Source organism: Agromyces lapidis (assembly GCF_009749405.1).
GTDB lineage: Bacteria > Actinomycetota > Actinomycetes > Actinomycetales > Microbacteriaceae > Agromyces > Agromyces lapidis.
The window spans coordinates 283,407-307,061 of the sequence record NZ_WBIQ01000001.1 but is presented as its reverse complement, the minus strand read 5'-3'; the positions used below and the strand labels follow the sequence as shown (position 1 = coordinate 307,061).

The 23,655-nt window shown below is 69.5% G+C and carries 13 protein-coding genes; 4 read left to right on the top strand and 9 right to left on the bottom strand.

The window, feature by feature from the left end; genetic code table 11:
* Window positions 1-72: 72 nt before the first annotated feature.
* The 8 genes from GQQ93_RS01315 to GQQ93_RS01280 all read right to left on the bottom strand — a co-directional run bounded on the left by GQQ93_RS01315 (window position 73) and on the right by GQQ93_RS01280 (window position 9,641).
* Window positions 73-1,377, bottom strand: coding sequence for a thymidine phosphorylase (locus GQQ93_RS01315; protein WP_157422413.1), 1,305 nt, complete (start codon window positions 1,375-1,377; stop codon window positions 73-75).
* Window positions 1,374-1,790, bottom strand: coding sequence for a cytidine deaminase (locus GQQ93_RS01310; protein WP_157422412.1), 417 nt, complete (start codon window positions 1,788-1,790; stop codon window positions 1,374-1,376). Before GQQ93_RS01310 ends, GQQ93_RS01315 begins: the two co-directional genes overlap by 4 nt.
* A 61-nt stretch (window positions 1,791-1,851) precedes the next feature.
* Window positions 1,852-3,159, bottom strand: coding sequence for an ABC transporter permease (locus tag GQQ93_RS01305; RefSeq protein ID WP_157422411.1), 1,308 nt, complete (start codon window positions 3,157-3,159; stop codon window positions 1,852-1,854).
* Window positions 3,159-4,496: an ABC transporter permease gene (locus tag GQQ93_RS01300; RefSeq protein ID WP_212277225.1), complete on the bottom strand. Its 1,338-nt coding sequence runs from the start codon at window positions 4,494-4,496 to the stop codon at window positions 3,159-3,161. Before GQQ93_RS01300 ends, GQQ93_RS01305 begins: the two co-directional genes overlap by 1 nt.
* Window positions 4,493-6,010, bottom strand: a complete 1,518-nt coding sequence (locus GQQ93_RS01295) for an ABC transporter ATP-binding protein (protein WP_157422410.1) — start codon at window positions 6,008-6,010, stop codon at window positions 4,493-4,495. Before GQQ93_RS01295 ends, GQQ93_RS01300 begins: the two co-directional genes overlap by 4 nt.
* A gap of 162 nt (window positions 6,011-6,172) precedes the next feature.
* A complete protein-coding gene (locus tag GQQ93_RS01290) occupies window positions 6,173-7,270 on the bottom strand; it encodes a BMP family lipoprotein (protein WP_157422409.1) in 1,098 nt (365 codons plus the stop codon).
* Window positions 7,271-7,442: 172 nt separating this feature from the next.
* Entirely contained in the window at window positions 7,443-8,501 is a 1,059-nt protein-coding gene (locus GQQ93_RS01285; protein ID WP_157422408.1) for a BMP family lipoprotein, read from the bottom strand.
* A gap of 21 nt (window positions 8,502-8,522) precedes the next feature.
* A complete protein-coding gene (locus tag GQQ93_RS01280; RefSeq protein ID WP_157422407.1) occupies window positions 8,523-9,641 on the bottom strand; it encodes a mannose-1-phosphate guanylyltransferase in 1,119 nt (372 codons plus the stop codon).
* 172 nt (window positions 9,642-9,813) lie between these two features.
* On the opposite strand from GQQ93_RS01280, the gene sdhC reads away from it, so the two are divergent.
* The 4 genes from sdhC to GQQ93_RS01260 are packed head-to-tail and all read left to right on the top strand — an operon-like array spanning window position 9,814 to window position 13,263.
* A complete protein-coding gene (gene sdhC, locus GQQ93_RS01275; protein ID WP_022888266.1) occupies window positions 9,814-10,236 on the top strand; it encodes a succinate dehydrogenase, cytochrome b556 subunit in 423 nt (140 codons plus the stop codon).
* Window positions 10,237-10,248: 12 nt separating this feature from the next.
* The gene (locus tag GQQ93_RS01270) at window positions 10,249-10,680 is read left to right on the top strand and encodes a succinate dehydrogenase hydrophobic membrane anchor subunit (RefSeq protein ID WP_157422406.1); all 432 of its coding nucleotides are present in this window, start codon (window positions 10,249-10,251) and stop codon (window positions 10,678-10,680) included.
* Between the two features lie 7 nt (window positions 10,681-10,687).
* Complete coding sequence (sdhA, locus tag GQQ93_RS01265) at window positions 10,688-12,499, top strand: succinate dehydrogenase flavoprotein subunit (RefSeq protein WP_157422405.1); 1,812 nt, start codon at window positions 10,688-10,690, stop codon at window positions 12,497-12,499.
* A 2-nt stretch (window positions 12,500-12,501) separates the two neighbouring features.
* Window positions 12,502-13,263 carry a succinate dehydrogenase iron-sulfur subunit gene (locus tag GQQ93_RS01260; RefSeq protein ID WP_157422404.1) on the top strand — a complete coding sequence of 254 codons (762 nt, stop codon included), beginning with the start codon at window positions 12,502-12,504 and terminating at the stop codon, window positions 13,261-13,263.
* A 251-nt stretch (window positions 13,264-13,514) separates the two neighbouring features.
* Here GQQ93_RS01260 and GQQ93_RS01255 read toward each other — a convergent pair whose 3' ends face one another.
* Window positions 13,515-23,387: a DUF11 domain-containing protein gene (locus GQQ93_RS01255; protein ID WP_157422403.1), complete on the bottom strand. Its 9,873-nt coding sequence runs from the start codon at window positions 23,385-23,387 to the stop codon at window positions 13,515-13,517.
* Window positions 23,388-23,655 lie beyond the last annotated feature (268 nt).

Below are 23,655 nucleotides of genomic sequence, written 5' to 3'. Positions count from 1 at the left end.
GACTGCCGCGAAGTCTCGGCAATCTCGAAGCCTGGCGCGTCTCGCGACGCAGCACCCCCAGTGCCGCGGCCGTCAGCGCCCGATGCGGTCGGCGATGAGGGGGCCGCCGTCCTCGACCGGCTCGCCGGCGTCGCCGATGCGCCAGGCGCCCTCGACGGCCTCGAGCGCCCGCTCGAACCGGGCGGGTTCGTCGGCGTGCAGCGTGAACAGCGGCTGGCCCGCACGCACGGCGTCGCCGGGCTTCGCGTGCAGCTCGATGCCGGCCGCGTGCTGCACCGGGTCCTGCTTGCGCGCGCGGCCCGCGCCGAGGCGCCACGCCGCGATGCCGAAGGGCAGCGCCTGCTGCTCGACGAGCACGCCGTCGCGCTCGGCGGTCACGACGTGCTGCTCGCGCGCGACGGGCAGGGCCGCGTCGGGGTCGCCGCCCTGGGCGATGATCGAGCGCCGCCAGGTGTCCATAGCGCGACCGTCGTCGAGCGCGGCCTCGACATCGACGTCGGGCCGCCCCGCGAGGGCGAGCATCTCGCGGGCGAGCTCGACCGTGAGCTCGCGCACGTCGGCGGGGCCGCCGCCGGCGAGCACCTCGACCGACTCGCGCACCTCGTTGGCGTTGCCGATGGTGAGACCGAGCGGCACGTTCATGTTGGTGATGAGCGCGCTCGTCGCGACCCCGGCGTCCTCGCCGAGCTCGACCATCGTGCGGGCGAGCTCGCGCGAGCGCTCGATGTCCTGCAGGAAGGCACCCGATCCGAACTTCACGTCGAGCACCAGCGCGCCCGTGCCCTCGGCGATCTTCTTCGACATGATCGACGAGGCGATCAGCGGGATCGCCTCGACCGTGCCAGTGATGTCGCGAAGCGCGTAGAGCTTCTTGTCGGCCGGGGCGAGGCCGGCGCCAGCGGCGCAGATCACGCCGCCGACGTCGCGCAGCTGCGCGAACATCTCGTCGTTCGTGAGGTCGGCGCGCCACCCCGGAATCGACTCGAGCTTGTCGAGCGTGCCGCCCGTGTGGCCGAGCCCGCGCCCCGAGAGCTGCGGCACCGCGACGCCGAAGGTCGCGACGAGGGGCATCAGCGGCAGGGTGATCTTGTCGCCCACGCCGCCCGTGGAGTGCTTGTCGCTCGTCGGCTTGCCGAGGCCCGAGAAGTCCATGCGCTCGCCCGAGGCGATCATCGCCATCGTCAGGTCGCGGATCTCGCGGCGGGTCATGCCGTTGAGGAAGATCGCCATGGTCATGGCCGACATCTGCTCGTCGGCCACGTAGCCGCGGGTGTAGGCATCGACGAGCCAGGCGATCTCGGGCGAGGTGAGCTCGCGACGGTCGCGCTTGGCGCGGATCAGATCGACGGCGTCGAAGGGCTCGATGGCGGTGGTCATGCTTCTCCTCGGAATTCTGCGAGCTGGCGCGGGCCGAACGCGTCGGGCAGCACCTCGTCGATGGTCTTCAGGCCCGACACGGTGTCGAGCACCATGCCTTCAGCCGAGTGCTCGTACAGCAGCTGTCGGCAGCGCCCGCACGGCATGAGCGTCGCGCCGTGGCCGTCGACGCACGTGAAGGCGACGAGCTTGCCGCCGCCCGACATGATGAGCGCCGACACGAGCGAGCACTCCGCGCAGAGCGTGACGCCGTACGAGGCGTTCTCGACGTTGCAGCCGCTCACGATGCGGCCGTCCTCGACGATCGCCGCGGCGCCCACCGGGAACTCGGAGTACGGCACGTAGGCCTTCGCCATCGCCTCCCGGGCGCGCTCGCGCAGGCCCTGCCAGTCGATCGCATCCGTCTCGGTCATGTTGCTCCCCCGTTGCAGATGAGGCGAGGGATGCCACGGGGCGGTGCCCCGTGGCATCCGCTCAGGACTTGATGTAGGGCTTGCCGGCCGCAGCGGGGCCGCGCACCTTGCCGACGAAGCCGGCCACCGCGAGGATCGTGATGAGGTACGGCAGCATCAGCATGAACTCGCTCGGCACGGGCGAGCCGATGACGCCGAGGGTGTTCTGCAGGTTCGAGGCGAACCCGAACAGGAGCGCCGCGAGCGTCGCCTTGATCGGGTCCCACTGGCCGAAGATGACGGCGGCGAGGGCGATGAAGCCCGCACCGGCGGTCATCTCCTTGTTGAAGGCGCCGACCGAGCCCAGGGTGAAGAACGCGCCGCCGAGGCCGGCGATCGCACCGGCGAGCGAGACGTTCCAGAACCGGGTGCCGGTGACGTTGATGCCCACGGTGTCGGCGGCCTGCGGGTGCTCGCCCACCGAGCGGAGGCGGAGGCCCCAGCGGGTGTGGAAGAGCCCGATGTAGACGACGGCGACCGCGATGTACATGAGGTACACGATGATCGTCTGGCGGAAGAACATCGGGCCGATGAGCGGGATCTCGCTGAGCAGCGGGATCGGCAGGCGCTCGAGTCGCGGCGGCGAGTTGAGCACGGCCGCGTTCGGTGCGAGCACCTGCGAGAACAGGAAGCTCGTGAGGCCGAGGACGAGGACGTTCAGCACCACGCCGACGATCACCTGGTCGACGTAGTACTTGATCGAGAACGCGGCGAGCACGAAGGCCACGAGCACGCCCGAGATCGAGGCCGCGATCATGCCGAGCGCGGGGCCCATGATGGCGTTGCCGACCGCGGAGGCGACGACCGCCGAGGTGAAGGCGCCCGCGAGCAGCTGACCCTCGATCGCGATGTTGACGACGCCGACGCGCTCGGAGATGACGCCGCAGAGCGAACCGAAGATGAGCGGGACCGAGAGGCTCAGCGCTCCCGCGAGGAGGCCGGGCAGCGGGATGACCGGGGTGCGCGAGCCGGCCGCCGCCCACGTGAGGAACCCGATGAGGAAGATCGCGGCGAACAGGACGACCAGCCAGATGCCGACCTTGCGCTTCGCCCGGACGAGGAGGGCCGAGACGACGGTGATCGCCGCCATGAGCACGACGCAGACCCACGAGGTGACCTCGCTCGAGAGCGTCACGTCGGGCAGCTGGATGACGTCGTTCGCCTGCGAGAGCTTGAACGTGGCCTCGCCGTGGCTTCCGGCGGCGAGGAACAGGACGGCGGCGAGCACGGTGAAGACCGCGAACGCGATCGGCGCCTTCCAGCTGACGACGACGGTCTTGTCGAGGGCGGCCGACACCGGCGCGGAAGGGCTCGTGGTCACGGTGGTCATCACTTCGCCTCCATCTCTTTCGTCACGATGGGTCTCTGCCGCTTCGGCGCCGACCCCGGCGCGGGCAGGCGGAAGATCGCCCGCACGAGCGGCGGCGCCGCGATGAACAGCACGATGAGCGACTGCACGACGAGCACGATGTCGATCGGCACGCCCTCGGCGGCCTGCATCGAGAAGCCGCCGGCCTTGAACGCGCCGAACAGGATGCCGGCGGCGAGGATGCCCCACGGCGTCGAGCGGCCGAGGAGCGCGACGGTGATCGCGTCGAAGCCGATGCCGGCGTCGATACCGCTCGAGAAGCCGGTCGTCACGGTGCCGAGCACCTGGCTGACGCCTGCGAGGCCCACGAGCGCGCCCGAGATGAGCATCGCGTAGACGTACATGGCCTTGACGTTGATGCCGGCGACCCGCGCCGCGTTGGGGTTCTCGCCGACGGCGCGGAACTTGAAGCCGAGGCTCGAGCGGTCGAGGATCCACCAGACGAGCACGACGGCGCCGATCGAGAGGATGAAGCCGAAGTGCAGGTTGAACTGCGGTCCGAGCAGATCCGGCAGGATCGCCGTGTCCTTCATCGCCGGTGTCTTCGGATTGTTGGAGCCCGGGGCCTGCAGGAGGCCCGGGGTCCGCAGCATCCACTGCACGAGGTAGAGCGCGACGTAGTTGAGCATGATCGTCACGATCACCTCGTGCGCGCCGGTGCGCGCCTTCAGAAGCCCGGCGATGCCGGCCCAGAGGGCCGCGCCGATCATGCCCGCGAGCACCGCGACGACCATGTGGATGCCCCAGGGCAGGTCGAAGCCGAAGGCGACCCAGCCGGCGGCCGACGCCGCGATGAGCATCTGGCCGCGGCCGCCGATGTTGAACATGCCCACGCGGAACGCGAGCCCGACACCGAGGCCGGCCGCGATGAGCGGCGTCGCGAAGGTGAGGGTCTCGGTGAGCGGCCGGATGCCCGAGATGAAGTCGGGTCGGCGGAAGTTGTAGATCGAGCCCTGGAAGAACGCGACGTACGCGCCCGAGACCGACTCCCAGATCGCCACGAAGGTGTCGCCGGGGCGGGCGAAGAAGTAGACCGCGGCCTCTTGCACCCGCTCGTCGGTGAAGGCGATCATGACAGCGCCGACGATCAGGGCGAGCACGACGGCGAGCACCGAGATGATCGCGTTGCCGGTCACGATCTCGCGGAACGCGATCGACCAGCGCGAAGGCGGCTCGCCCGCGGCCGGCCCCGGCTTCGACGGCCCCGCGGGCGGCGGGGCCGTGTCGGTCGCCGAACCCTGCACGGCGTCGGACTCGGCGCCCGGCTCGGGCTGGGCGGGCTGCTGGGGGTCGCTCATGCGGCGGCTCCTTCTGCGGGGACCTCGCCGGCCATCATGAGGCCGAGGACGTCGCGGGGGGTGTCGCCGGGAACGATGCCGACGATGCGGCCCCGGTACATGACCATGATCCGGTCGGCGAGTGCGGTGACCTCGTCGAGCTCGGTCGAGACGACGACGACGGGGACGCCCGCGTCGCGCGCCGCCACGATGCGCTTGTGGATGAATTCGATCGAGCCGACGTCGACGCCGCGGGTGGGCTGCGCGGCGACGAGAAGACGCAGGTCGCGGCTGAGTTCGCGGGCCAGCACGACCTTCTGCTGGTTGCCGCCCGACAGGCGACCCACCTTCGTGTCGATGCCGGGGGTGCGCACGTCGAATTCCGCGACCTTCTCGGTCGCGAACTGCTCGAGCGCGCCGCGCTGCACATTGCCCGCCTTCACGAAGGGGGCGCTGTTCGAACGGTCGAGCATGAGGTTCTCTGCGATCGAGAACTCGCCGACCAGCCCGTCTTCGTTGCGGTCTTCGGGCACGAAGCCGACGCCGGCGTCGAGGATCTTGCGGACGCTGGCGCCGGTGAGCTCGTCGCCGTCGAGCGAGATCGAGCCCTGCACACGCGGCTGGAGTCCGAGGAGTGCCTCGGTGAGCTCGGTCTGCCCGTTGCCCTGCACGCCGGCGACGGCGAGGATCTCGCCGCGACGGACCTCGAAGCTCACATCGTTGACGACGAGTTGGCCGATGTGGTCGATGACCGTGAGCCCGTCGACGACGAGCGCGGGTTCGCCGAGCTTCGCCGGGTCCTTCTGCACGGTGAGCTCGACGGCGCGTCCGACCATGAGCGAGGCGAGCTCGGCGTTCGACGCCGTCGGCGAGGCCTCGCCGACGACCTTGCCGAGCCGGACGACCGTGATGCGGTCGGCGACCTCGCGCACCTCGCGCAGCTTGTGGGTGATGAACACGATCGCGGTGCCCGACTCGCGGAGCTGGCGCATGATCGCCATGAGTTCGTCGGTCTCTTGCGGGGTGAGCACGGCGGTCGGCTCGTCGAAGACGAGCACCTTCGCGTCGCGCGAGAGCGCCTTGATGATCTCGACGCGCTGCTGCACCCCGACCGGCAGGTCGTCGACGAGGGCGTCGGGGTCGACGTCGAAGCCGAAGCGGTCGGAGATCTCGCGCACCTTCGCACGGGCCGACTGCAGGTCGAGGAATCCGCCGGCCTTGGTCGACTCGTGGCCGAGCATGACGTTCTCGGCGACGGTGAAGACGGGAATGAGCATGAAGTGCTGGTGCACCATGCCGATGCCGGACTTCATCGCGTCGCCCGGCCCGGTGAAGTGCTGGACGACGTCGTCGAGGAGGATCTCGCCCTCATCGGCCTGGTACAGGCCGTAGAGCACGTTCATGAGCGTCGACTTGCCTGCACCGTTCTCACCGAGGAGGGAGTGGATCTCTCCGGCCTCCACGGTGAGGTCGATGTGGTCGTTGGCGACCAAGCTGCCGAATCGCTTCGTGATGCCGCGAAGTTCGAGCTTCATGACCCCGATCCTAGTGATTGAGCCGCATCCGTTGGTGATGCTGCGCGAATGTTGATGCGCATCGGAGCGTGCTGCTCAGATGCTGCCGAGCGTGCTCGGCTGGGAAACGAGGCCGGGGAGGCCGGCAATGCCGACCTCCCCGACTTCGTGATGGCGGACCGGTTATCCGGCGAGGTAGGACTCGACGGTGATGTCGCCCGCGATGATCGCTTCCTGCAGCTCGGCGACCTTGTCGGCGAGCTCGGCCGGGACCTTGCTCTCCCAGTCGTGGAACGGCGCCAGGCCGACGCCCTCGTTCTCGAGCGTGCCGACGAACGGCGTCGGGTCGAACTCGCCGTTGCCGGCCTCGATGATCGCGTCGTAGACGCCGACGTCGATGCCCTTGCGGATCGAGGTGAGGAGGAGGTCGCCGACCGAGGGGTCGGTCTCGTACACATCGGCGTCGACGCCGATCAGGGCGATCTCACGGCCCGAGTCGCGGATCGCCGCGGCTCCGGGCTGGTAGATCGGGCCGCCGACGGGCAGCAGCACGTCGACGTTCTGGTCGATGAGACCCTGTGCGACCTGCTTGGCCTTGTCATCGGGGGCGAAGCCGCCGGTGAACGAGCCGTCCTCCTTGGCGCGGTCCCAGCCGAGGACCTTGACGGCGGTGCCGTTCTCCTCGTTGTAGTGCTCGACGCCCTGGGCGAAGCCGTCCATGAAGATCGAGACGGTCGGGATGTTGAGGCCGCCGTAGGTGCCGACGACGCCCGTCTCGCTCATGCCCGCGGCGAGGTAGCCCGCGAGGTACGCGGCCTGCGCCGTGTCGAAGATGATGGGCTTGATGTTCTCGGCGTCGGTGGTGCCGTCGAAGTCGGTGTCGACCGTGTCGTCGATCGAGATGTACTCGAGGTCGGGGTTCGCGGTGGCCGACTCGAGGGCGGCCGGGGCGAGCAGGAAGCCGACCGTGACGATCGTGTTGCAGCCCTGGTCGACGAGGCCCTGCAGGTTCGACGCGTAGTCGGTCTCTGCGGCCGACTCGACCTCGGTGTAGTCGACGCCGAGCTCGTCGGCCGCCTTGGTGAGGCCTTCGAAGCCGAGCTGGTTGAACGACTTGTCGTCGAAGCCGCCCTCGTCGGAGACCATGCAGGGCAGGTAGTCGAGCGTCTCGCCGCCCGACTCGTTCGACTCTTCAGGAGCCGAGGCGCATCCGGCGAGCAGCGCGGCTGCACCGAACATCGCGAGGCCGCCGAGAGCGGCCTTCTTGGTCGTGACCTTCACAGTGTCCTCCAAAGACTGCGCCCCGACCTTCGCGAGGCTCGTGCAGAAACGTTACCCAATGTTGCGCGGCACGCCATCGACCCCGATCACAATCGGCGTCAATGGTTATCTAGACGCAATCTTCTGCTCATATGAGCAGGCTTCGGCGTCCCCCGAACGGGGCGATCCTGCCCTACGGCGCGCTCGGCGACTCGACGACGAGGTCGCCGGCGATGATCGCCTGCCGCAGACCCTCGATCTCCGCGTCGAGCTCGGGCGTGACCAGCGCCTCGAGCTCGTGGTAGGGCGCGATCTCGACGCCGCCGTTCTCGAGCGTGCCGATGAACGGCTCGTTCGTGAACTCGCCGGACTCGACGTCGCCGACGATCTCGAGCATCGCGTCCTGCGTGCGCTTCAGCACGCTCGTGAGCACGACCGGGCGGAACTCGCTCGGCAGCGTCTCGAAGCCGTCGCTGTCGACCCAGATGATCGAGACGCCGCGCTCGACGGCCGCCGCGGCGGCGCCCTCTCCGACCTGGCCCGCGACCGGCAGGATCACGTCGGCCCCCTGGTCGATGAAGCCCTCGGTCATGACCTTGCCCTTGTTCACGTCCTCGAAGTCCCCGGTGAACGAGCCGTCCTGCTTCGCCTTGTCCCAGCCGAGCGCCCGCACCTGGGTGCCGTGCACCTCGTTGTACTTCGCGACGCCGTCGACGAAGCCGTCCATGAAGAGGGTGACGGGAGGCTGGTTGCCGCCGCCGAACGTCGCGACCACCCCGGTCTTCGAGACGCCCGCCGCGAGGTAGCCAGCGAGGAACGAGGCCTGCGCCGTGTCGAACACGACGGGCTTCACGTTGTCGGCCTCGACGGTCTCGTCGACGATGGCGAACGCGACATCGGGGTTCGCCTCAGCCTCTTCGAGGGTCGACTCCGCGAGCTCCCAGCCGACGGTGACGACGAGCCCGCAGCCCGAGCCGACGGCCTGCGCCACGTTCGGAGCGAGGTCGGTCTCTCCGGTCGAGACGAGCGCCTCGGCCTCGATGCCGTACTCCTCCTCGGCCTGCTGCAGGCCCTCCCAGGTCGACTGGTTGAATGAGCGGTCCTCGAGGCCGCCCGAGTTCGTGACCATGCGCACGCAGCCCTCGCCGGCGGCGTCCGAGCCGCCTGCCTCGGGGGCGGAGGCGCACGAGACGAGCGCGAGGGATGCCGCGGCCACCGCGGCGACGAGGAGACTGCGCGTTGCCCGGGACATCCTGAACCTGCCTTCTCGTGCCTAGAGCACGTCGCTCGAACCGCCGAGCCGCAGGGCGTCGACGACCGCCTTCACCCGCTGCGCGTGCTCGCTCGTGGTGACGAGGAGCGCATCGGGCGTGTCGACCACGACGATATCGTGGACGCCGATCAGGCTGATGACCCGCTTCGAGCGGCTCACCACGATGCCGCTCGACGCGTCGGCGAGCACGCGGGCGTGCTCGCCGAGGATGGCGAGCTCGCCGGAGCGGCCCGCCGTGTTCAGCTTCGCGAGCGAGGCGAAGTCGCCGACGTCGTCCCACTGGAAGTGGCCGCGGATCACGGCGAGCCGGCCGGCCGCGGCCGCGGGCTCGGCGACCGAGTAGTCGATCGCGATCTTCTCGAGGCGCGGCCAGATGCGGTCGACCGCCGGGCCGCGGGTGGCGGGGTCGTCCCACGCCTCGGCGAGCTCGAGGAGGCCCGCGTGCAGCTCGGGCTTGTTGCGGGCGATCTCGGCGAGCAACTGGTCGGCGCGGGCGATGAACATGCCCGCGTTCCAGAGGTGGCGGCCGTCGGCGAGATAGCGCTTCGCCGTGGCGAGGTCGGGCTTCTCCACGAAGCTCGAGACGAGTTCGCTGTGCGCGGCTCCGGGCAGGTCGAGCGGCTCGCCGCACTCGATGTAGCCGAATCCGACCGCGGGCTCGGTCGGGGTGATGCCGATGGTGGTGATGTACCCCGCCCGTGCCGCCGCGACCGCCTCGGCGACGGCGCCCTGGAACAGCGCGTCGCCGGAGATCACGTGGTCGGCCGCGAACGAGCCGATGACGACCCCCGGTTCGCGGCGCTCGAGGATGGCGGCGGCGAGGCCGATCGCGGCCGTAGAGTCGCGCGGCTCGGACTCGAGCACGATGTTCGCGTCGGCGAGCCCCGGCAGTTGGAGTTCGACCGCTGAACGGTGGGCGCGTCCCGTGACCACCATGATGCGCTGTTCGCCCGAGAGCGGCGCGAGCCGATCCCAGGTGTCCTTCAGGAGCGTCTGACCCGAGCCCGTGAGGTCGTGCAGGAACTTGGGCGCGTCGGCGCGTGAGAGCGGCCAGAGCCGCGAACCCACACCACCGGCGGGAATGATGCTGTAGAAGCCATCGAGGGCTGCGGAGGTCATCCGCTCAGGATAGTCGGCGCACCTCCGGCCCGGCGGTATTCGCCGTGGCGGCGAGTGGATAAGGCACACCTCACCTGCACGTCGAGCGGGCCGGGTCTAGACTCTGATCGGGCCGTCGCGCCCGTGCGCCCGCATGTCCGGGCCGGAAACACACAGCCAGGGAGGGTTGTTCATGCCAGAGACCTCGGCAGGAACCCTGACCACACCCGAGAAGCCGGCGAAGCAGAAGCCGGGCGGCACGCTCTATCGCGGCCACGAGGGTATGTGGTCATGGGTGCTGCACCGCATCACAGGTGTCGCGATTTTCTTCTTCCTTCTCGTGCACATCCTCGACACGGCGCTGGTCCGGGTGAGCCCCGAGGCGTACAACGCGGTGATCGGCGCCTATCAGACCCCGATCATGGGGCTGGGCGAGGTCGCCCTCGTGGGCGCGATCGTGTTCCACGCGTTCAACGGGCTGCGCATCATCCTCGTGGACTTCTGGGCCTGGGCCACGCGTCACCAGAAGGTGCTCTTCTGGGTCGTCATCGCCCTCTGGGTCGTCACGATGCTCGCGTTCACCCCGCGTCACCTCATCAACGTCTTCAGCCACTAGGGGTCCTCCGACATGACTGCGATCGAATTCCCCGGCGAACCCCGCCGACGCGGCTCCAACCTCGAGAAGTGGGGCTGGATCTACATGCGCGCCTCCGGCGTCGTGCTGCTCGTGCTGATCTTCGGCCACCTCTTCATGAACCTCATGGTGGGCGACGGCATCCAGGCCATCGACTTCGGCTTCGTGGGCGGCAAGTGGGCCGACCCGTTCTGGCAGTGGTGGGACGTGCTGATGCTCTGGCTCGCCCTCATCCACGGCGCCAACGGCATGCGCACCCTCGTGAACGACTACACGAACCCCGGCACCGTGCAGAAGGTGCTCAAGGGCGCCCTGTTCGCCGCCGCCGCCGTGCTGATCATCCTCGGCACCCTCGTCGTCTTCACCTTCGAGCCGTGCCCCGCAGGCGCGCCGGCCGACCTGCTCCCCTCGTTCTGCGCCGCATAGGAGATTCGTGAACACCCAGACCTCCGACGCCGAGACCACGGTCATCGACGGCGTCCACTACCACCAGTTCGACATCGTCATCGTGGGCGCGGGCGGCGCCGGCATGCGCGCGGCCATCGAGGCCGGCCCCGGTGCGAAGACCGCCGTCATCTCGAAGCTCTACCCCACCCGCTCGCACACGGGCGCGGCGCAGGGCGGCATGGCCGCGGCGCTCGCGAACGTCGAAGAGGACTCGTGGGAGTGGCACACCTTCGACACCGTCAAGGGCGGCGACTACCTCGTCGACCAGGACGCGGCCGAGATCCTCGCGAAAGAGGCGATCGACGCGGTCATCGACCTCGAGAACATGGGTCTGCCGTTCAACCGCACGCCCGAGGGCAAGATCGACCAGCGCCGCTTCGGCGGGCACACCCGCGACCACGGCAAGGCGCCCGTGCGCCGCGCCTGCTACGCGGCCGACCGCACGGGTCACATGATCCTCCAGACGCTGTTCCAGAACTGCGTCAAGCTCGGCATCAACTTCTTCAACGAGTACTACGTGCTCGACCTCGTGATGACCGAGGTCGACGGCGTCGAGCAGCCCTCGGGCGTCGTCGCGTACGACCTCGCCACGGGCGAGCTGCACGTCTTCCAGGCGAAGGCCGTGATCTTCGCGACCGGCGGCTTCGGCAAGATCTACAAGACGACGTCGAACGCGCACACCCTCACGGGCGACGGCGTCGGCATCATCTGGCGCAAGGGCCTGCCGCTCGAGGACATGGAGTTCTTCCAGTTCCACCCGACCGGCCTCGCAGGCCTCGGCATCCTCCTCACCGAGGGCGCGCGCGGTGAGGGCGCGATCCTCCGCAACGCCTCGGGCGAGCGGTTCATGGAGCGCTATGCGCCCACCATCAAAGACCTGGCGCCCCGCGACATCGTCGCGCGATGCATGGTGCAGGAGGTCGCGGAGGGCCGCGGCGCCGGCCCCCACAAGGACTACGTGCTGCTCGACTGCACGCACCTCGGCGCCGAGGTGCTCGAGACCAAGCTCCCCGACATCACCGAGTTCGCCCGCACCTACCTCGGCGTCGACCCGGTGTACGAGCCGGTTCCCGTCATGCCGACCGCGCACTACGCGATGGGCGGCATCCCGACGAACGTCGCGGCCGAGGTGCTCCGCGACAACACCACCGTCGTGCCCGGCCTCTACGCCGCCGGCGAGTGCGCCTGCGTCTCGGTGCACGGCTCGAATCGTCTCGGCACGAACTCGCTGCTCGACATCAACGTCTTCGGCAAGCGCGCCGGCCGCAACGCGGTCGAGTACGTGAACTCCGGCGTCGAGTTCACCCCGCTGCCCGAAGACCCGGCACGCGGCATCCGCGAACTGCTCGTGCAGCTGCGCGACTCGAACGGCACCGAGCGCATCGCCGCCATCCGCAAGGAGCTGCAGGACGAGATGGACAAGGGTGCGCAGGTGTTCCGCACCGACGAGTCGCTCGCCCACGTCACGAACGTCATCGCCGGCCTCCGCGAGCGGTACAAGAACATCGCCGTGCAAGACAAGGGCAAGCGGTTCAACACCGACCTGCTCGAGGCGGTCGAGCTCGGATTCCTGCTCGATCTCGCCGAGGTCGTCGTCTTCTCGGCCCGCAACCGCAAGGAGAGCCGCGGCGGCCACATGCGCGACGACTTCCCGAACCGCGACGACGAGAACTACATGCAGCACACCATGGCGTACCTGTCGGGCGACGCGCACTCCGCCGACGCGGCCGACCACATCCGGCTCGACTGGAAGCCGGTCACCGTCACGCGCTACCAGCCGATGGAAAGGAAGTACTGATCGTGAGCACCGCTACGCTCGACCAGGCGCCCGCCGCCGAGGCGCCCATCCAGTCGTTCACCGTCACCTTCCTGATCCGCCGCTTCGACCCCGACGTCGACACCGAGCCGCGCTGGCAGGACTTCGACGTCGAGATGTACGCGACCGACCGCGTGCTCGACGCGCTGCACAAGATCAAGTGGGAGCAGGACGGCTCGCTGACGTTCCGCCGATCGTGCGCCCACGGCATCTGCGGCTCGGACGCGATGCGCATCAACGGCCGCAACCGGCTCGCGTGCAAGACCCTCATCAAGGATCTCGACATCTCGAAGCCGATCTACGTCGAGGCGATCAAGGGCCTGCCCCTCGAGAAGGACCTCATCGTCGACATGGAGCCGTTCTTCGCGAGCTTCCGCGAGGTGCAGCCGTTCCTCGTCGCGAACTCCACGCCCGAGCCGGGCAAGGAGCGCGTGCAGTCGGTCGCGAACCGCGCGATCTTCGACGACACCACGAAGTGCATCCTCTGCGCCGCGTGCACCTCGTCGTGCCCCGTGTTCTGGACCGACGGCCAGTACTTCGGCCCCGCGGCGATCGTGAACGCGCACCGCTTCATCTTCGACTCGCGCGACGACAACGCGCAGACCCGCCTCGACATCCTCAACGACAAGGAGGGCGTGTGGCGCTGCCGCACGACCTTCAACTGCACCGAGGCATGCCCCCGCGGCATCGAGGTCACGAAGGCCATCGCCGAGGTCAAGCAGGCGATCATGCGCGGCAAGCCGTAAGACGGATCCACCCCGAACGGGGCCGGTGCCAGGTGGCACCGGCCCCGTTCGCGTCTGCGTGGACGCCCCCTCACGCCGTCACGCCGTCGGAGTGCCGTTCCGGGGGTCCTTTCGCGTCGCCCGACACGCGGGATCACCGTCTCGGTGACGCGAATGCACCCCCGGAACGTTCACGTGGCCGCGCCGCCGGGAGCGCTGCACGCACGAGGGGCCGGTGCATCCGAAGCACCGGCCCCTCGCTCACGCGACCCCTACGCGGTGTGCCGTTCACCCGGGCGGCGGCGACGGACGATCGTCACCGACACCAGCAGCGCACCGATCAACAGGAGCCCGGCGGCACCCCAGAGGAGGGGCGCGCCTGCGAAGCCGGTCGAGGCGATGCCCGGAGCCGGCGGCTGCGGCACTCGGACCGTGACGGTCGAGTCGTCGCAGAGGATGGGCAACTCGGGATCGAGGACCGCGGCCGCGGCCACCGTTCCCGGCTCCGCCTGGGGCTCGACGGGCGCATCGTCGGGGTCGTTCCAGCAGACCTCGCCGGTGTTCTCGATCCGGTCGACCTTCGCCGCAGGATCGAGCACCACCGAGAGCACCACGTCGGGCGCATCGGGCTGCGTGCCGCCGATCATGCCGTTGAGCACGCAGTGGAGCAGTCCGCCGTAACCGTCGGAGCCGGCACCGGTGACCTCGCAGTCCTCCCAGCGCGGGAACGCGGGCGCCTCATCGGTCGTGATCTCCGTGACCTTGAGGTCGGCCGGGATCTCGTCGAAGAGCTCCATGTTCTCGATCGCGCCGAGCCCGGAGTTGGTGACCGACAGCGTGTAGTCGAACGCGCCGCCGGGCTTCACCTCCTCGACGCTCGCGGTCTTCACGATGTCGACCGACGGGTCGCGGACGACCTCGCACGCGGGGGTCGCCTGCGGGTACACCGCGAGGATCGACTGGCTCGGGTTGACCGAGAAGGTCACCGTGATCGGGTTCACCTGGTCGGCGAACGCGTAGCTCTCGAGCTTCGAGTCCTTGACCATGTTCTCCCAGATGTCGACGATGCCGTTCTCGCCGACGACGTCGCCCTCCTGGATGAGCCGCCATCCGGGCCATCCGATCGAGATGCCGTCGTCGTTCACGACGCCGTAGGGCCAGAGCAGCCGCCCGTCGCGCTCATCCCACGGGATCTCCATCACGATCGGCTCGGCGTCGGGGTAGACCGTCGGGTCGGGCGTCCACGTCACCGTGATCGGCCCGGGCTCGACATTCTCGGACACCGCGACGTTGTGGTAGAGGTACGGGACGTCGGCCACGCAGCGCGTGTACGCGGACGGGTCGATCGCCTTCGTCGGCACATCGACGTCGTCGCAGTCGTTGCCGGGCACCATGTCGGGCATGGTCTCCGCCGCCGCGGCGATGTCAGCCGCCTCGGGCGCCGTGATCGCGACGCACGCCTCGTTGTGGATGTCGTCGAGGTCGATGACCGGCAGCGCGGGCGGCGGGTCGTTCGGCCCCACGGGCGGCACCGGCGGCAACGGCGCGGGCACGGCCACCTGCACCGGGATAGTGATGGTGGTCACCGCACCGGACGGGTACGAACCCGAGTACGTCGCCGAGAACGCGTTGTCGGTGTCGCCCGAGGTCTGCGTCCAGGTGCCGGGCTGCGCCGGGTCGGCCGCGGGGATGAAGCTCGCCGCCCCGGTGACGACGAGGTCGTCGGGGAGGACGTCGGTCACCTCGAGGCCCGGCACGTCGAGGGTGCCGTTGTTCGTCACGGTGAGCTGGTACTCGAAGGCGTCGCCGGCTTCGACGGCGGTCACGCCGTCTGGCAGCAGGTAGGTCTTCTCGATGCCCACGTCGAGCGAGTCGGCGACGTTGTTCAGCGAGCACTCGGTGACCCCGCCGGCCTGCACCTGCGCGTGCGTCACTGCCGCATCACCGCAGAGCCACGCCTCGGCCGAGTAGTAATCGGCGAACTCGTGCTCCTCCTGCTCGGTCTGCAGCTTCTCGCCGAGCAGGTACGAGCCGACCGGCACGACGAGATGGATGCCGCCGCCGTTCAGGAACTCGGCGAAGTGCGTGCCGGAGTCTCCGCTGAGATCCCAGTCGGTCGCGGCGAGCAGTTCCTCGGGGGTGAAGCCGAGGTCGAGCAGCGCCGTGTTGTCGACGGTCTTCGTGAGATTCAGCAGGCCGACCGGGATGTCGGTGCATCCCTCGAGCTCGCTGACGACGGTGCCGTTCACCATCTCCGCGGTGTTGAGGAACCCGCCGCCCGTCTCCGTCGCCTCGCACGTCGCGAGGTCGATCGTCTCGATCGAGGCGACGTTCGCACGGACGGTGATCGTCCAGACGTGGGTGTCGCCCGCGGTGATCGGATGCGCCGTGGCGAGCGTCGTGGCATCCTCGCCGTTCCAGCCGGCGACCGGGTCGCCGTCGGGATCGGCGGCCGTGGCCTCCTCGACGGTCACGCCGTCGGGGAAGACGAGCGCGTCGCTGAGGTCGTAGACGAGGTCGTGGTCGCCGACCGTGTCGACGGTGATGTCGTAGGTCACCTCCCAGTCGCCGAGACCGAGGTTCGTCGCGGGGTGCGCGACCTTGACCGCGGTGGTGCGGCCGGGTTCGTCGCACGCCTCGGCGTCGGTCGGAAGGCCGGCGACGGTGAGCGTCGCGGAGTTCGCGAAGCCGCCCTGCTCTCCGGGCACGCAGCCCGTCGAGCCGTCGCCCTCATCACCGTCTTCGGTGGTCGGGTCGTCCCAGACGGCGTCGCCGGTGACCGTGGCCTTCACGGTGACGAGGTACTCGTGGGTGCCGACGGCGGCCGTCAGGACCACGTCGTTCGCGAGTTCCTCGACCGGCTGGGTCGCCGGGTCCTCCCAGACGTCACCCGAGCCGTCGGGCCCGGTCCACGAGGCCTCGTCGATCTCGATGCCCTCGCCGAACCCGGCGAGCGAGTCGACCAGGTCGTAACTGACGGGCGAGACGACGCTCTCGTTCGTCACGGTCACGGTGTAGTCGATCGTCCAGGTGCCGTCGTCCTCCTGCACGACCCCGGTGACCTCCTTGTCGAACAGGTAGTTCGCCGGCTTCGCCGTGTTCACGATGGTGCAGGTCACGTCGTCGCCCGGTTCGAGGTTCGCGGTGTCGCCCGTGAGCGCACCGGGGACGTCGCAGCTCCACGCACCCGCTTCGAACTCGTCGGCGCCCGCGAAGTCGCTCGCGAGCTCGGCGAGCACGTAGTCGACGTTCGACTCGACCGCACCGGTCGCGGTGCCTTCGCCGCTGATGACGGCGGTCTCGCCCTCTTCGGTCGCCGAGACCGTCCAGAGGGTCGGCGGGAAGTCCGCCTCGACCGAGTCGGGGGCGACGTCCTTCACGAGCGTCAGCGTCGGTGCGATGTCGGTGTTCTCGATCACGCAGTCGACGGTCGCGCCGAGCTTCGTGACGGTGAGCGTCGCGTTCGTCGAGCCGGGAGTGCTGACGAGCGTGAACGCATCGGCACCCTGCTCGGAGGTGCAGCTCCAGGTCGCGGCGACCTCGTACTCGACGCCGTTCTCCCACACGAGCGACACCTCGTTGAGCGTGTACCCGACTCCGAGTTCCACGGGTCCGGCAGCGGTGCCCGGCCCCCCGAAGCCGTCCTCGGGTCCGCTCGCCGAGACCGTCCAGTCGTCCGCCACGGCGTCGCCGCCGTGCTGGTTGTCGACGACCTTCTCCAGGGTGACCGTCTGCTCGCAGTCGACTTCGTTGGTCACGAGGTAGGTGTTCACCGTGGCATCGAGCTGGTACTCCCCCGTGCCGTTCAGGACGGCGTCGATGATCTCGCAGCCCTCGGGCACGACCACGCCGCTCTCACCGACGGCGACCTCATCGCCGAGCGAGTAGGGGCCGTTCTCTGCACCCCAGTCGACCGCCTCGCCGTCGAGCATGCCCTGCGCCGTGAAGCCGTCGGGCAGTTCGTCGCTGTCCCACGCGATCGGCGCGCCGCCGTCGATCACCCATACCTTGTCGACGATCACGATGACCGGCACGTCGATGCAGTCGTCGTCGGTCCAGGTTCCCCCGGAGGTGACGACCGCGCCGTTCAGGAGTCCCTGCCCGTCTTCGCCCTCGCAGAGGAGCGCCGGCGATCCGTCGATCTCGTCGACCGTGAACGACACCGTGACGGTGAAGGTGTGGGTCGCGCCGCCGGCGAGCTCCTGGTCTTCGACGATCACGTCGGTGGCCGGGCTCGCGCCGTTCCACGCGGGGTTCACCGTGACATCCGCGCTCGTGACCTCACGATCGGTGATCGTGACGCCGTCGGCGAAGTCGGGGGTGTCGGCGAGGTCGTAGACGAGGGCATGGCCCGGGCTGAGGTTCTCGACCGTGATCTCGTAGGCGGCCTCCCAGTGGTCGCCGACCTCGACGGCCTCGGTCCCGACGGCGGTCTTCGTCACCTCCGGCTCGGCGGGCAGGCCGCAGCCGTCGTCCGACTGGAGCACGCCGTCGCTCGTGAGCGTCGCGGTGTTGAGGAAGCCGACGTTCGGTTCCTCGTCGCTCGGGTCGCAGGTGTTCGTCGTCGGGTCGGCGAACCCGAGCTCATCGACCGTCGCGGTCACCGTGACCGTGTAGCTGTGCACCTCGTCGATGCCGATCACCTCGGCGGTGCCGACGATCGTCTCGGTGGGGTTCGCCTCGGGGTCCTCCCACTCGCCGCTCTCGCCCTGCCCCGCCCACTCGGCGGTGAGGATGTCGACCGAGGGACCGAAGTGCAGCGTGTCCTCGAGCGTGTACGTCGAGACGTAGTCGGCGTTGCCGGTCACCGTCACGTCGTACTCGACGGTCCAGACGCCCTCGCCGTCCTGCGAGACGGTCGGATCGGACTTCTCGACCGTGGGACGACCGCCCTCCTCCACGGGCGTGCAGTCGTCGGAGGTGTCGACGATCTCGCCGCTCGTGAGCTGCGTCTCGTTGAAGAACCCGACGCCCGACTGTCCGTCGACGCAGAGCCGCTCGTTCTCGGGCAGGCCCGCGGGAACGGTCGCGTTGAGGGTGATGCGGTAGACGTGCGTCGCCCCCGCCGCGATCGGCTCGTCGGCGACGACCGGGATGGTCGCCGGAACCGGCGACGCGTCGGTCGTGATCGGGCCCGCCACCGGCGAGACCTCCTCGACGGTGTACGTGTTCAGCGTCACCGAGGCCGGGAAGCCCGGCACGTCGTCGAGCGAGTAGAAGCCCGGCTTCGCACCCGGCGCCGTGTTCGAGACCGTCAGCAGGTAGCTGACGTCCCAGGTGGCGTCGGGCTGCTGCGTCGCGGTGGCGCCGCTCTTCAGCACCTCGGGTGCGCTGGGGCTGTCGCACGCCGTGTCGGTGCTCGGCGTGCCTGCGACGGTGATCGTCGCCGCGTTGTTGAACGCCCCGTCTGCGTCGTCCTGCGGGCAGGCGGTCTGCGCGGGTGTCAGCGTCTCTCCGTCGAGTGCGATCCCCGAGACGGTGATGATCCAGACCTCGGATGCCCCGCCGGCGAGGTACGCGTCGGCGACGAGTCCACCGGTGCCGGCCCAGCCGGCCGCGGCCGGCGAACCGTCACGGGTGACCGCGTAGCTCGCGGCGGAGAGGTCGACGCCCGCACCGAAGTGCAGATCGTCGTCGAGCGAGTACGTGCCGCCGACGGCGCCCGTGTTGTCGACGTCGATGCGGTACTGGATCGTCCAGAGTCCGTCGGCGCCCTGGCTCACCGAACCGGGCACGACGGTCTTGTCGTGCACGATGACCGGCGGGTCGATGGTGACGCAGCCGGTGGCGTCCTCGGACTGGTTGCCCGACTCGAGCGTCGCGACGTTGTTGAGGCCGCCGTCGCTCGGGCAGCGGAAGCCGCCCTGCTCGGCACCGATCTCGACGACGACCTGCACCTGGTAGACGTGCTGGTCGACGCCCGCAGTGCCCGCGAGGGTCACGTCGTCGGCGAGCAGGGAGTTCGGCGCGGAACCGGTCCATCCGGGCACGGTCGCCACGGGCGCCGCGACCACCGTCGCCGGCCCCGTGGGCGTGACGCCCGCCGGCAGGTCGAGCTCGTCGACGAGGTCGTAGACGACGCTCGTCGCCGCGGACGGGTTCGTCACGGTGATCGAGTACGGCAGGGTCCACGTTCCGTCGCCGTTGTCGACGGCGGTGCCGCCCTGCTTGGCGATCGTCGGCTTCACCGGCAGTTCGCAGTCGGATGCCTCGTACGGCACCTGACCGACGTACATCGTCGCCGTGTTGAGGAAGCCGACGGTGCCCGGGTCGAGCGCGTCGCACTCGGCCTGCGTGGTGCCGCCGAAGTCGGCGCCGGCATCGAGCGTCGCGTTCACCGTGACCCGCCACGTGTGCGAGGTGCCCGCGGCGAGCTGCGGTTCGTCGTCGAAGGGCTGCACGGCGTCGAACCCGACGGTCCAGTTCTCGACGGCACCGGCGGGCAGCGGCTGCACGCGCTGGTAGCTCGCGCTGTTCACCGTCACCTCGGAGCCGAACTCGAGCTGGTCGGAGAGGATGTAGTCGAGCGACTGGAAGGCGCTCGGGTTCGTCACGACGATGTCGTAGGCGATCGTCCACGAGCCGTCGGCGTTCGGCATGGGCACGGCCGCCGTCTTGAGGATCGACGGGGTGAACGGCTTCAGCGTGTTGGTGACCGTGCACTCGACCGCGTCGCCGGCGCCGAGCGCCGCCACGTTCGGACCGGGCACGTTCGGGCCGCCGTTCAGCGAGCAGAGCCACGCGCCGGGGGCGAACTGGTCGGCGTTCGGCAGGTCGGTGCTCTCCGAGAGCTCGAAGGCGACGCCGGCGGGAACCGCAACGACGCCGGTGGTGCCGTCGCCGCTCGCGACGATCTGATCGTCGTCGGCGCGGCTCGCGCTCACCGTCCACTCGCTCGCGGGGGCGACGTCGCCGGTGACGATCTTGGTGAGCTTCAGCGTCGGGGCGATCGGATCGTTGGAGATGACGCAGGTGCCCTGACCGAGGGCGGGCAGCGTGATCTGGTCGGTCTCCACGTACTGGCCGTTCGGCGTCGTCCGGCACATGACGCTGGTCTTCGTCCAGCCGTCGGGCCCGCCGGTCTCCGAGACGGTGTACGTCTTGTCGGGGCGGATGTGGACGGTCTCGCCCGTCGTCGCCTCCTCGGTGCCGAGGCCCGGGATCGCGGGCGCGTTCGGCGTCGCGGTGAGCGTCCAGTCGCTCGGGTCGGCGTCGATGTCGAGGTCGTTGTCGACGTTCTTGATGAGTGTGAGCGACGCGGTCTGGTTGACCGCGGTGCATCGCACGCTGAATCCGAGCGGCACCGTGACCCCGCCGTTGATGCCGTCGGCGAAGCCGGGGATGACCACGCCCTCGGCGTCGACCTGCTGACAGGTCCAGCTTCCGGTCGACGGAGGCACCGGGACGCCGCCCTGGATGATGGTCTGCACGTACCTCGGGTCGCCGTCCTCGGTGAGCGCGTACCGCACGAGCGGGGTGACCGGCGCCGAGACGCCGCTCGTCCCGCTCGGACCTGCGAGGGCGCCGTTCGGCGCCACCGAGTCGAGCGCCCAGTCGGCCGGCACCGCGTCGCCGTTCGCGACGCTCTTCACGAGCTCGAGTTCGGCGGTGCAGTCGACGACGTTGGTGATCGTGTAGCTGTTGCTTCCGGGCTCGAGGATCGGCGTGTACGGCAGGGCCTCGTTCGCCGGCGCACCGTTCGCGAGCGTGACCGTGCTGCTCGTCACCCGGCAGAGTTCGCGGTTGCCGACCCCCGTGGTCTCGGAGATCTCGACCCCGTCACCCGAGCTGTAACCCGTCTGCACGATGCCGAAGGGCTTGTTCGCGCCGTCGAGCTTCAGCTGGGCCGAGAGCCCGGCGGGCTGGTTGCCGTTGGTGAAGGTCTGACCGTTCACGATCCACGTCTTGTCGACCCGCACGTCGGCCTGCGGCTCGGGCGGTCGGTTCCAGACCGTGCAGGTGACGGCGACCTGGGGGTCCACGCCGATCGTGAACCCGTTGGCGCCGTCGTTCGTGACCGTGACCGCGTCGCCCGACTCGACCTCGGTGCAGACCGCGTTCTTGCCACCCGTCGTGACGATCGAGTGGCCCGCCTGCACGGTCTCGGTGACGGTCACCGATCCGGTGGTCGAGCTCGTGTCGAACTCGAGCGGGAAGTTCACGGCACCGGTGCCGTCGGCCGTCGAGCCGGACTGCGTCGCCGGGGTGATGGCGGGGTTGTCCGAGTCGACCGTGAACTCCCAGCCGCCGGTCGGCGTCTGTCCGGTCTTGTCCTCCCCGGTGGTGCCCTCGTCGACGACCTGCTTGACGATCGAGACCGAGCCCTCGCAGTCGCCGAGGGCGAGCTGCCGCAGGGTCTCCCCCGCCGCCTCGTAGTCCTCGGTCTGGAAGTAGTCGGAGCCGGCGGCCGGTCCCGAGATGGCGACGAGGTTGTCGGGGGCGCCGTCGATGCCGTCGCCGACGCCCACGGCGACCATGCGGATGCCGAGTGCCTTCACGGTGTTCGCGGAGAAGACGCCGTTCTCGACCTCGCGGAACCGGGTTCGGTTGCCGGGGCCCTCGTCGTTGGAGTACACCGTCGGGTTTCCGTCGGTGAGGATCACGGCGAGGTCGTAGTCGACGCCGCTCGCAGCCACCTGGCTGATGCCGCGATCCCAGTTCGTCGCCTCGACCGGGGTGTCGAAGTCGTCGATGTGCTCCTTCACGACCTCGGCGCCTGCCGGGGTCGACACCGGCGTGACGCCGAGGTTGCCGCCCGCCGACGCGGGCGCGACGTTGTTGAACGTGAAGATGCCGACCTGCGACGGCGTGCCGGTGAGCGCGTCGACGAAGCCCTTCGCGGCGTTCTTCAGCTGCGTCTCGTACGGGGCCACCGAGCCGGAGAGGTCGATGATCAGCGCGACGTCGATGCCGCACTGCTGCGGTGCGACGGGGTTCACCCGCGAGTTCTGCCAGATTCCGCCCGAAGCCTGATTGTTGTCGTTGCCCGACGCGATCATGAAGTCGACGGTCGAGCTCACATCGTCGCCGCTGCCGATCACGGGCGTGCGGAAGCGGTACGCCTGCGAGCTCGGGGTGGTGCCGATCGCGAGGGTGTCGTTCGAGAACCAGCCCGCCGGCACGTCGTTCGGAGCGGCGCGCTGCACGACCCAGTAACGGCTGTCGTTCGGCGTCGGGACGGTGAAGGTGCAGACGCCGCTGGCGATCGAGGTGCAGATCGACCACGGCTGGCCGACGGGCGAACCGATCGTGCCGCTGTTGTCGGTGTAGAGCTCGAGCTGCACGCCGGCGAGGCCGGAGACGCTCGCGATGCCCGTGCGGTCGCCACCGACCTGGACGGTGATGGTGGCGGGTTCGACGAAGGTGTGGGTGAAGGTGCACTCGGCCCACTTGCCATTGCCGCTGCCGTAGGTGACGGTGCGGTTCGACTCGTTGTAGGTGGGGTCGCCGCCACCCGAGCCGCCACTATCGCACTGGAAGTCGGTCATCGCGTAGCCGGCCGGACCGCTGTCTGCGGAGATCGTGTAGGTGGCGCTGCGCGGCACGTCGCGGGTCTGCCCTGACGTGAAGTCGTAGTTGTCGCTGTTGCTCGATCGGATCGCGTGCAGCGTCCAATCATCGGCACCGGCGGAGCCGCCCACGACCTCGTTCGTGATGGTGAGCTCGCCGCAGTTGCTCGTACAATCGGCCGTGTCGGCCGGGAAGACCGCCATCGGCGCGACGAGCTGCTCGGGTGCGGCGGGCTCGGGCGCCGGCTCGGCCGGCGCCGGCTTCGCGGGCGGCTCCTCTGCCGGCGGCGCCTCTTCAGCGGGCGGCTCTTCAGCCGGCGGCGCCTCTTCGGCGGGCGGCTCCTCGGCCGGCGGCGCCTCTTCAGCGGGCGGCTCGCTCGGCGCCGTGGTCTCGCCCTCGGCCGTGCCGGGCTCGGCGGACTCGCTCGTCACCTGCGCCGTGTCGGGCGCGGTGCCGTCCGATGCCTCGCCGGCGGCGAAGGCCATCGTGGGCAGCCCGATCGCCAACATCGCCCCTGCCGTGATCGCGGCGATCGTCGCGCGGAGCGACCGGCTTCGTCGTTCCTGACGGCGGCGTCGATCACGACGTCCGTCGGGCTTGCGGTCGGAGCGGAACGGGTCGAGCAAGCTGTCCATGGTTGTCGAACCTTCGTGATCGGGTGAAGCGCACGGTGGTGCAGATCGCGCAATTGCGCCGAGTCAACCAGAGGATTCGGGGGACAGAATAGGGGGACAGTGACACCAAAACGGGGGGCAGTGCCTACTGACTTATCAGTCGCGATCAGGGATTCTGCAGAATGTGTCACCCGAAAGCGGGGTACTCGACGATCACTCGACTTCCCCCATTCGGGGGACACGCAGACGGGGGTCGGACCCGACCGGTCCGACCCCCGTCCGCGCTGTG

What these genes read in the sequence shown, in the direction of transcription:
- GQQ93_RS01315 (WP_157422413.1), bottom strand. Translation starts at nt 1,377, where the DNA reads ATGACCACCGCCATCGAGCCCTTCGACGCCGTCGATCTGATCCGCGCC.
- GQQ93_RS01310 (WP_157422412.1), bottom strand. Translation starts at nt 1,790, where the DNA reads ATGACCGAGACGGATGCGATCGACTGGCAGGGCCTGCGCGAGCGCGCC.
- GQQ93_RS01305 (WP_157422411.1), bottom strand. Translation starts at nt 3,159, where the DNA reads ATGACCACCGTGACCACGAGCCCTTCCGCGCCGGTGTCGGCCGCCCTC.
- GQQ93_RS01300 (WP_212277225.1), bottom strand. Translation starts at nt 4,496, where the DNA reads ATGAGCGACCCCCAGCAGCCCGCCCAGCCCGAGCCGGGCGCCGAGTCC.
- GQQ93_RS01295 (WP_157422410.1), bottom strand. Translation starts at nt 6,010, where the DNA reads ATGAAGCTCGAACTTCGCGGCATCACGAAGCGATTCGGCAGCTTGGTC.
- GQQ93_RS01285 (WP_157422408.1), bottom strand. Translation starts at nt 8,501, where the DNA reads ATGTCCCGGGCAACGCGCAGTCTCCTCGTCGCCGCGGTGGCCGCGGCA.
- GQQ93_RS01280 (WP_157422407.1), bottom strand. Translation starts at nt 9,641, where the DNA reads ATGACCTCCGCAGCCCTCGATGGCTTCTACAGCATCATTCCCGCCGGT.
- sdhC (WP_022888266.1), top strand. Translation starts at nt 9,814, where the DNA reads ATGCCAGAGACCTCGGCAGGAACCCTGACCACACCCGAGAAGCCGGCG.
- GQQ93_RS01270 (WP_157422406.1), top strand. Translation starts at nt 10,249, where the DNA reads ATGACTGCGATCGAATTCCCCGGCGAACCCCGCCGACGCGGCTCCAAC.
- GQQ93_RS01255 (WP_157422403.1), bottom strand. Translation starts at nt 23,387, where the DNA reads ATGGACAGCTTGCTCGACCCGTTCCGCTCCGACCGCAAGCCCGACGGA.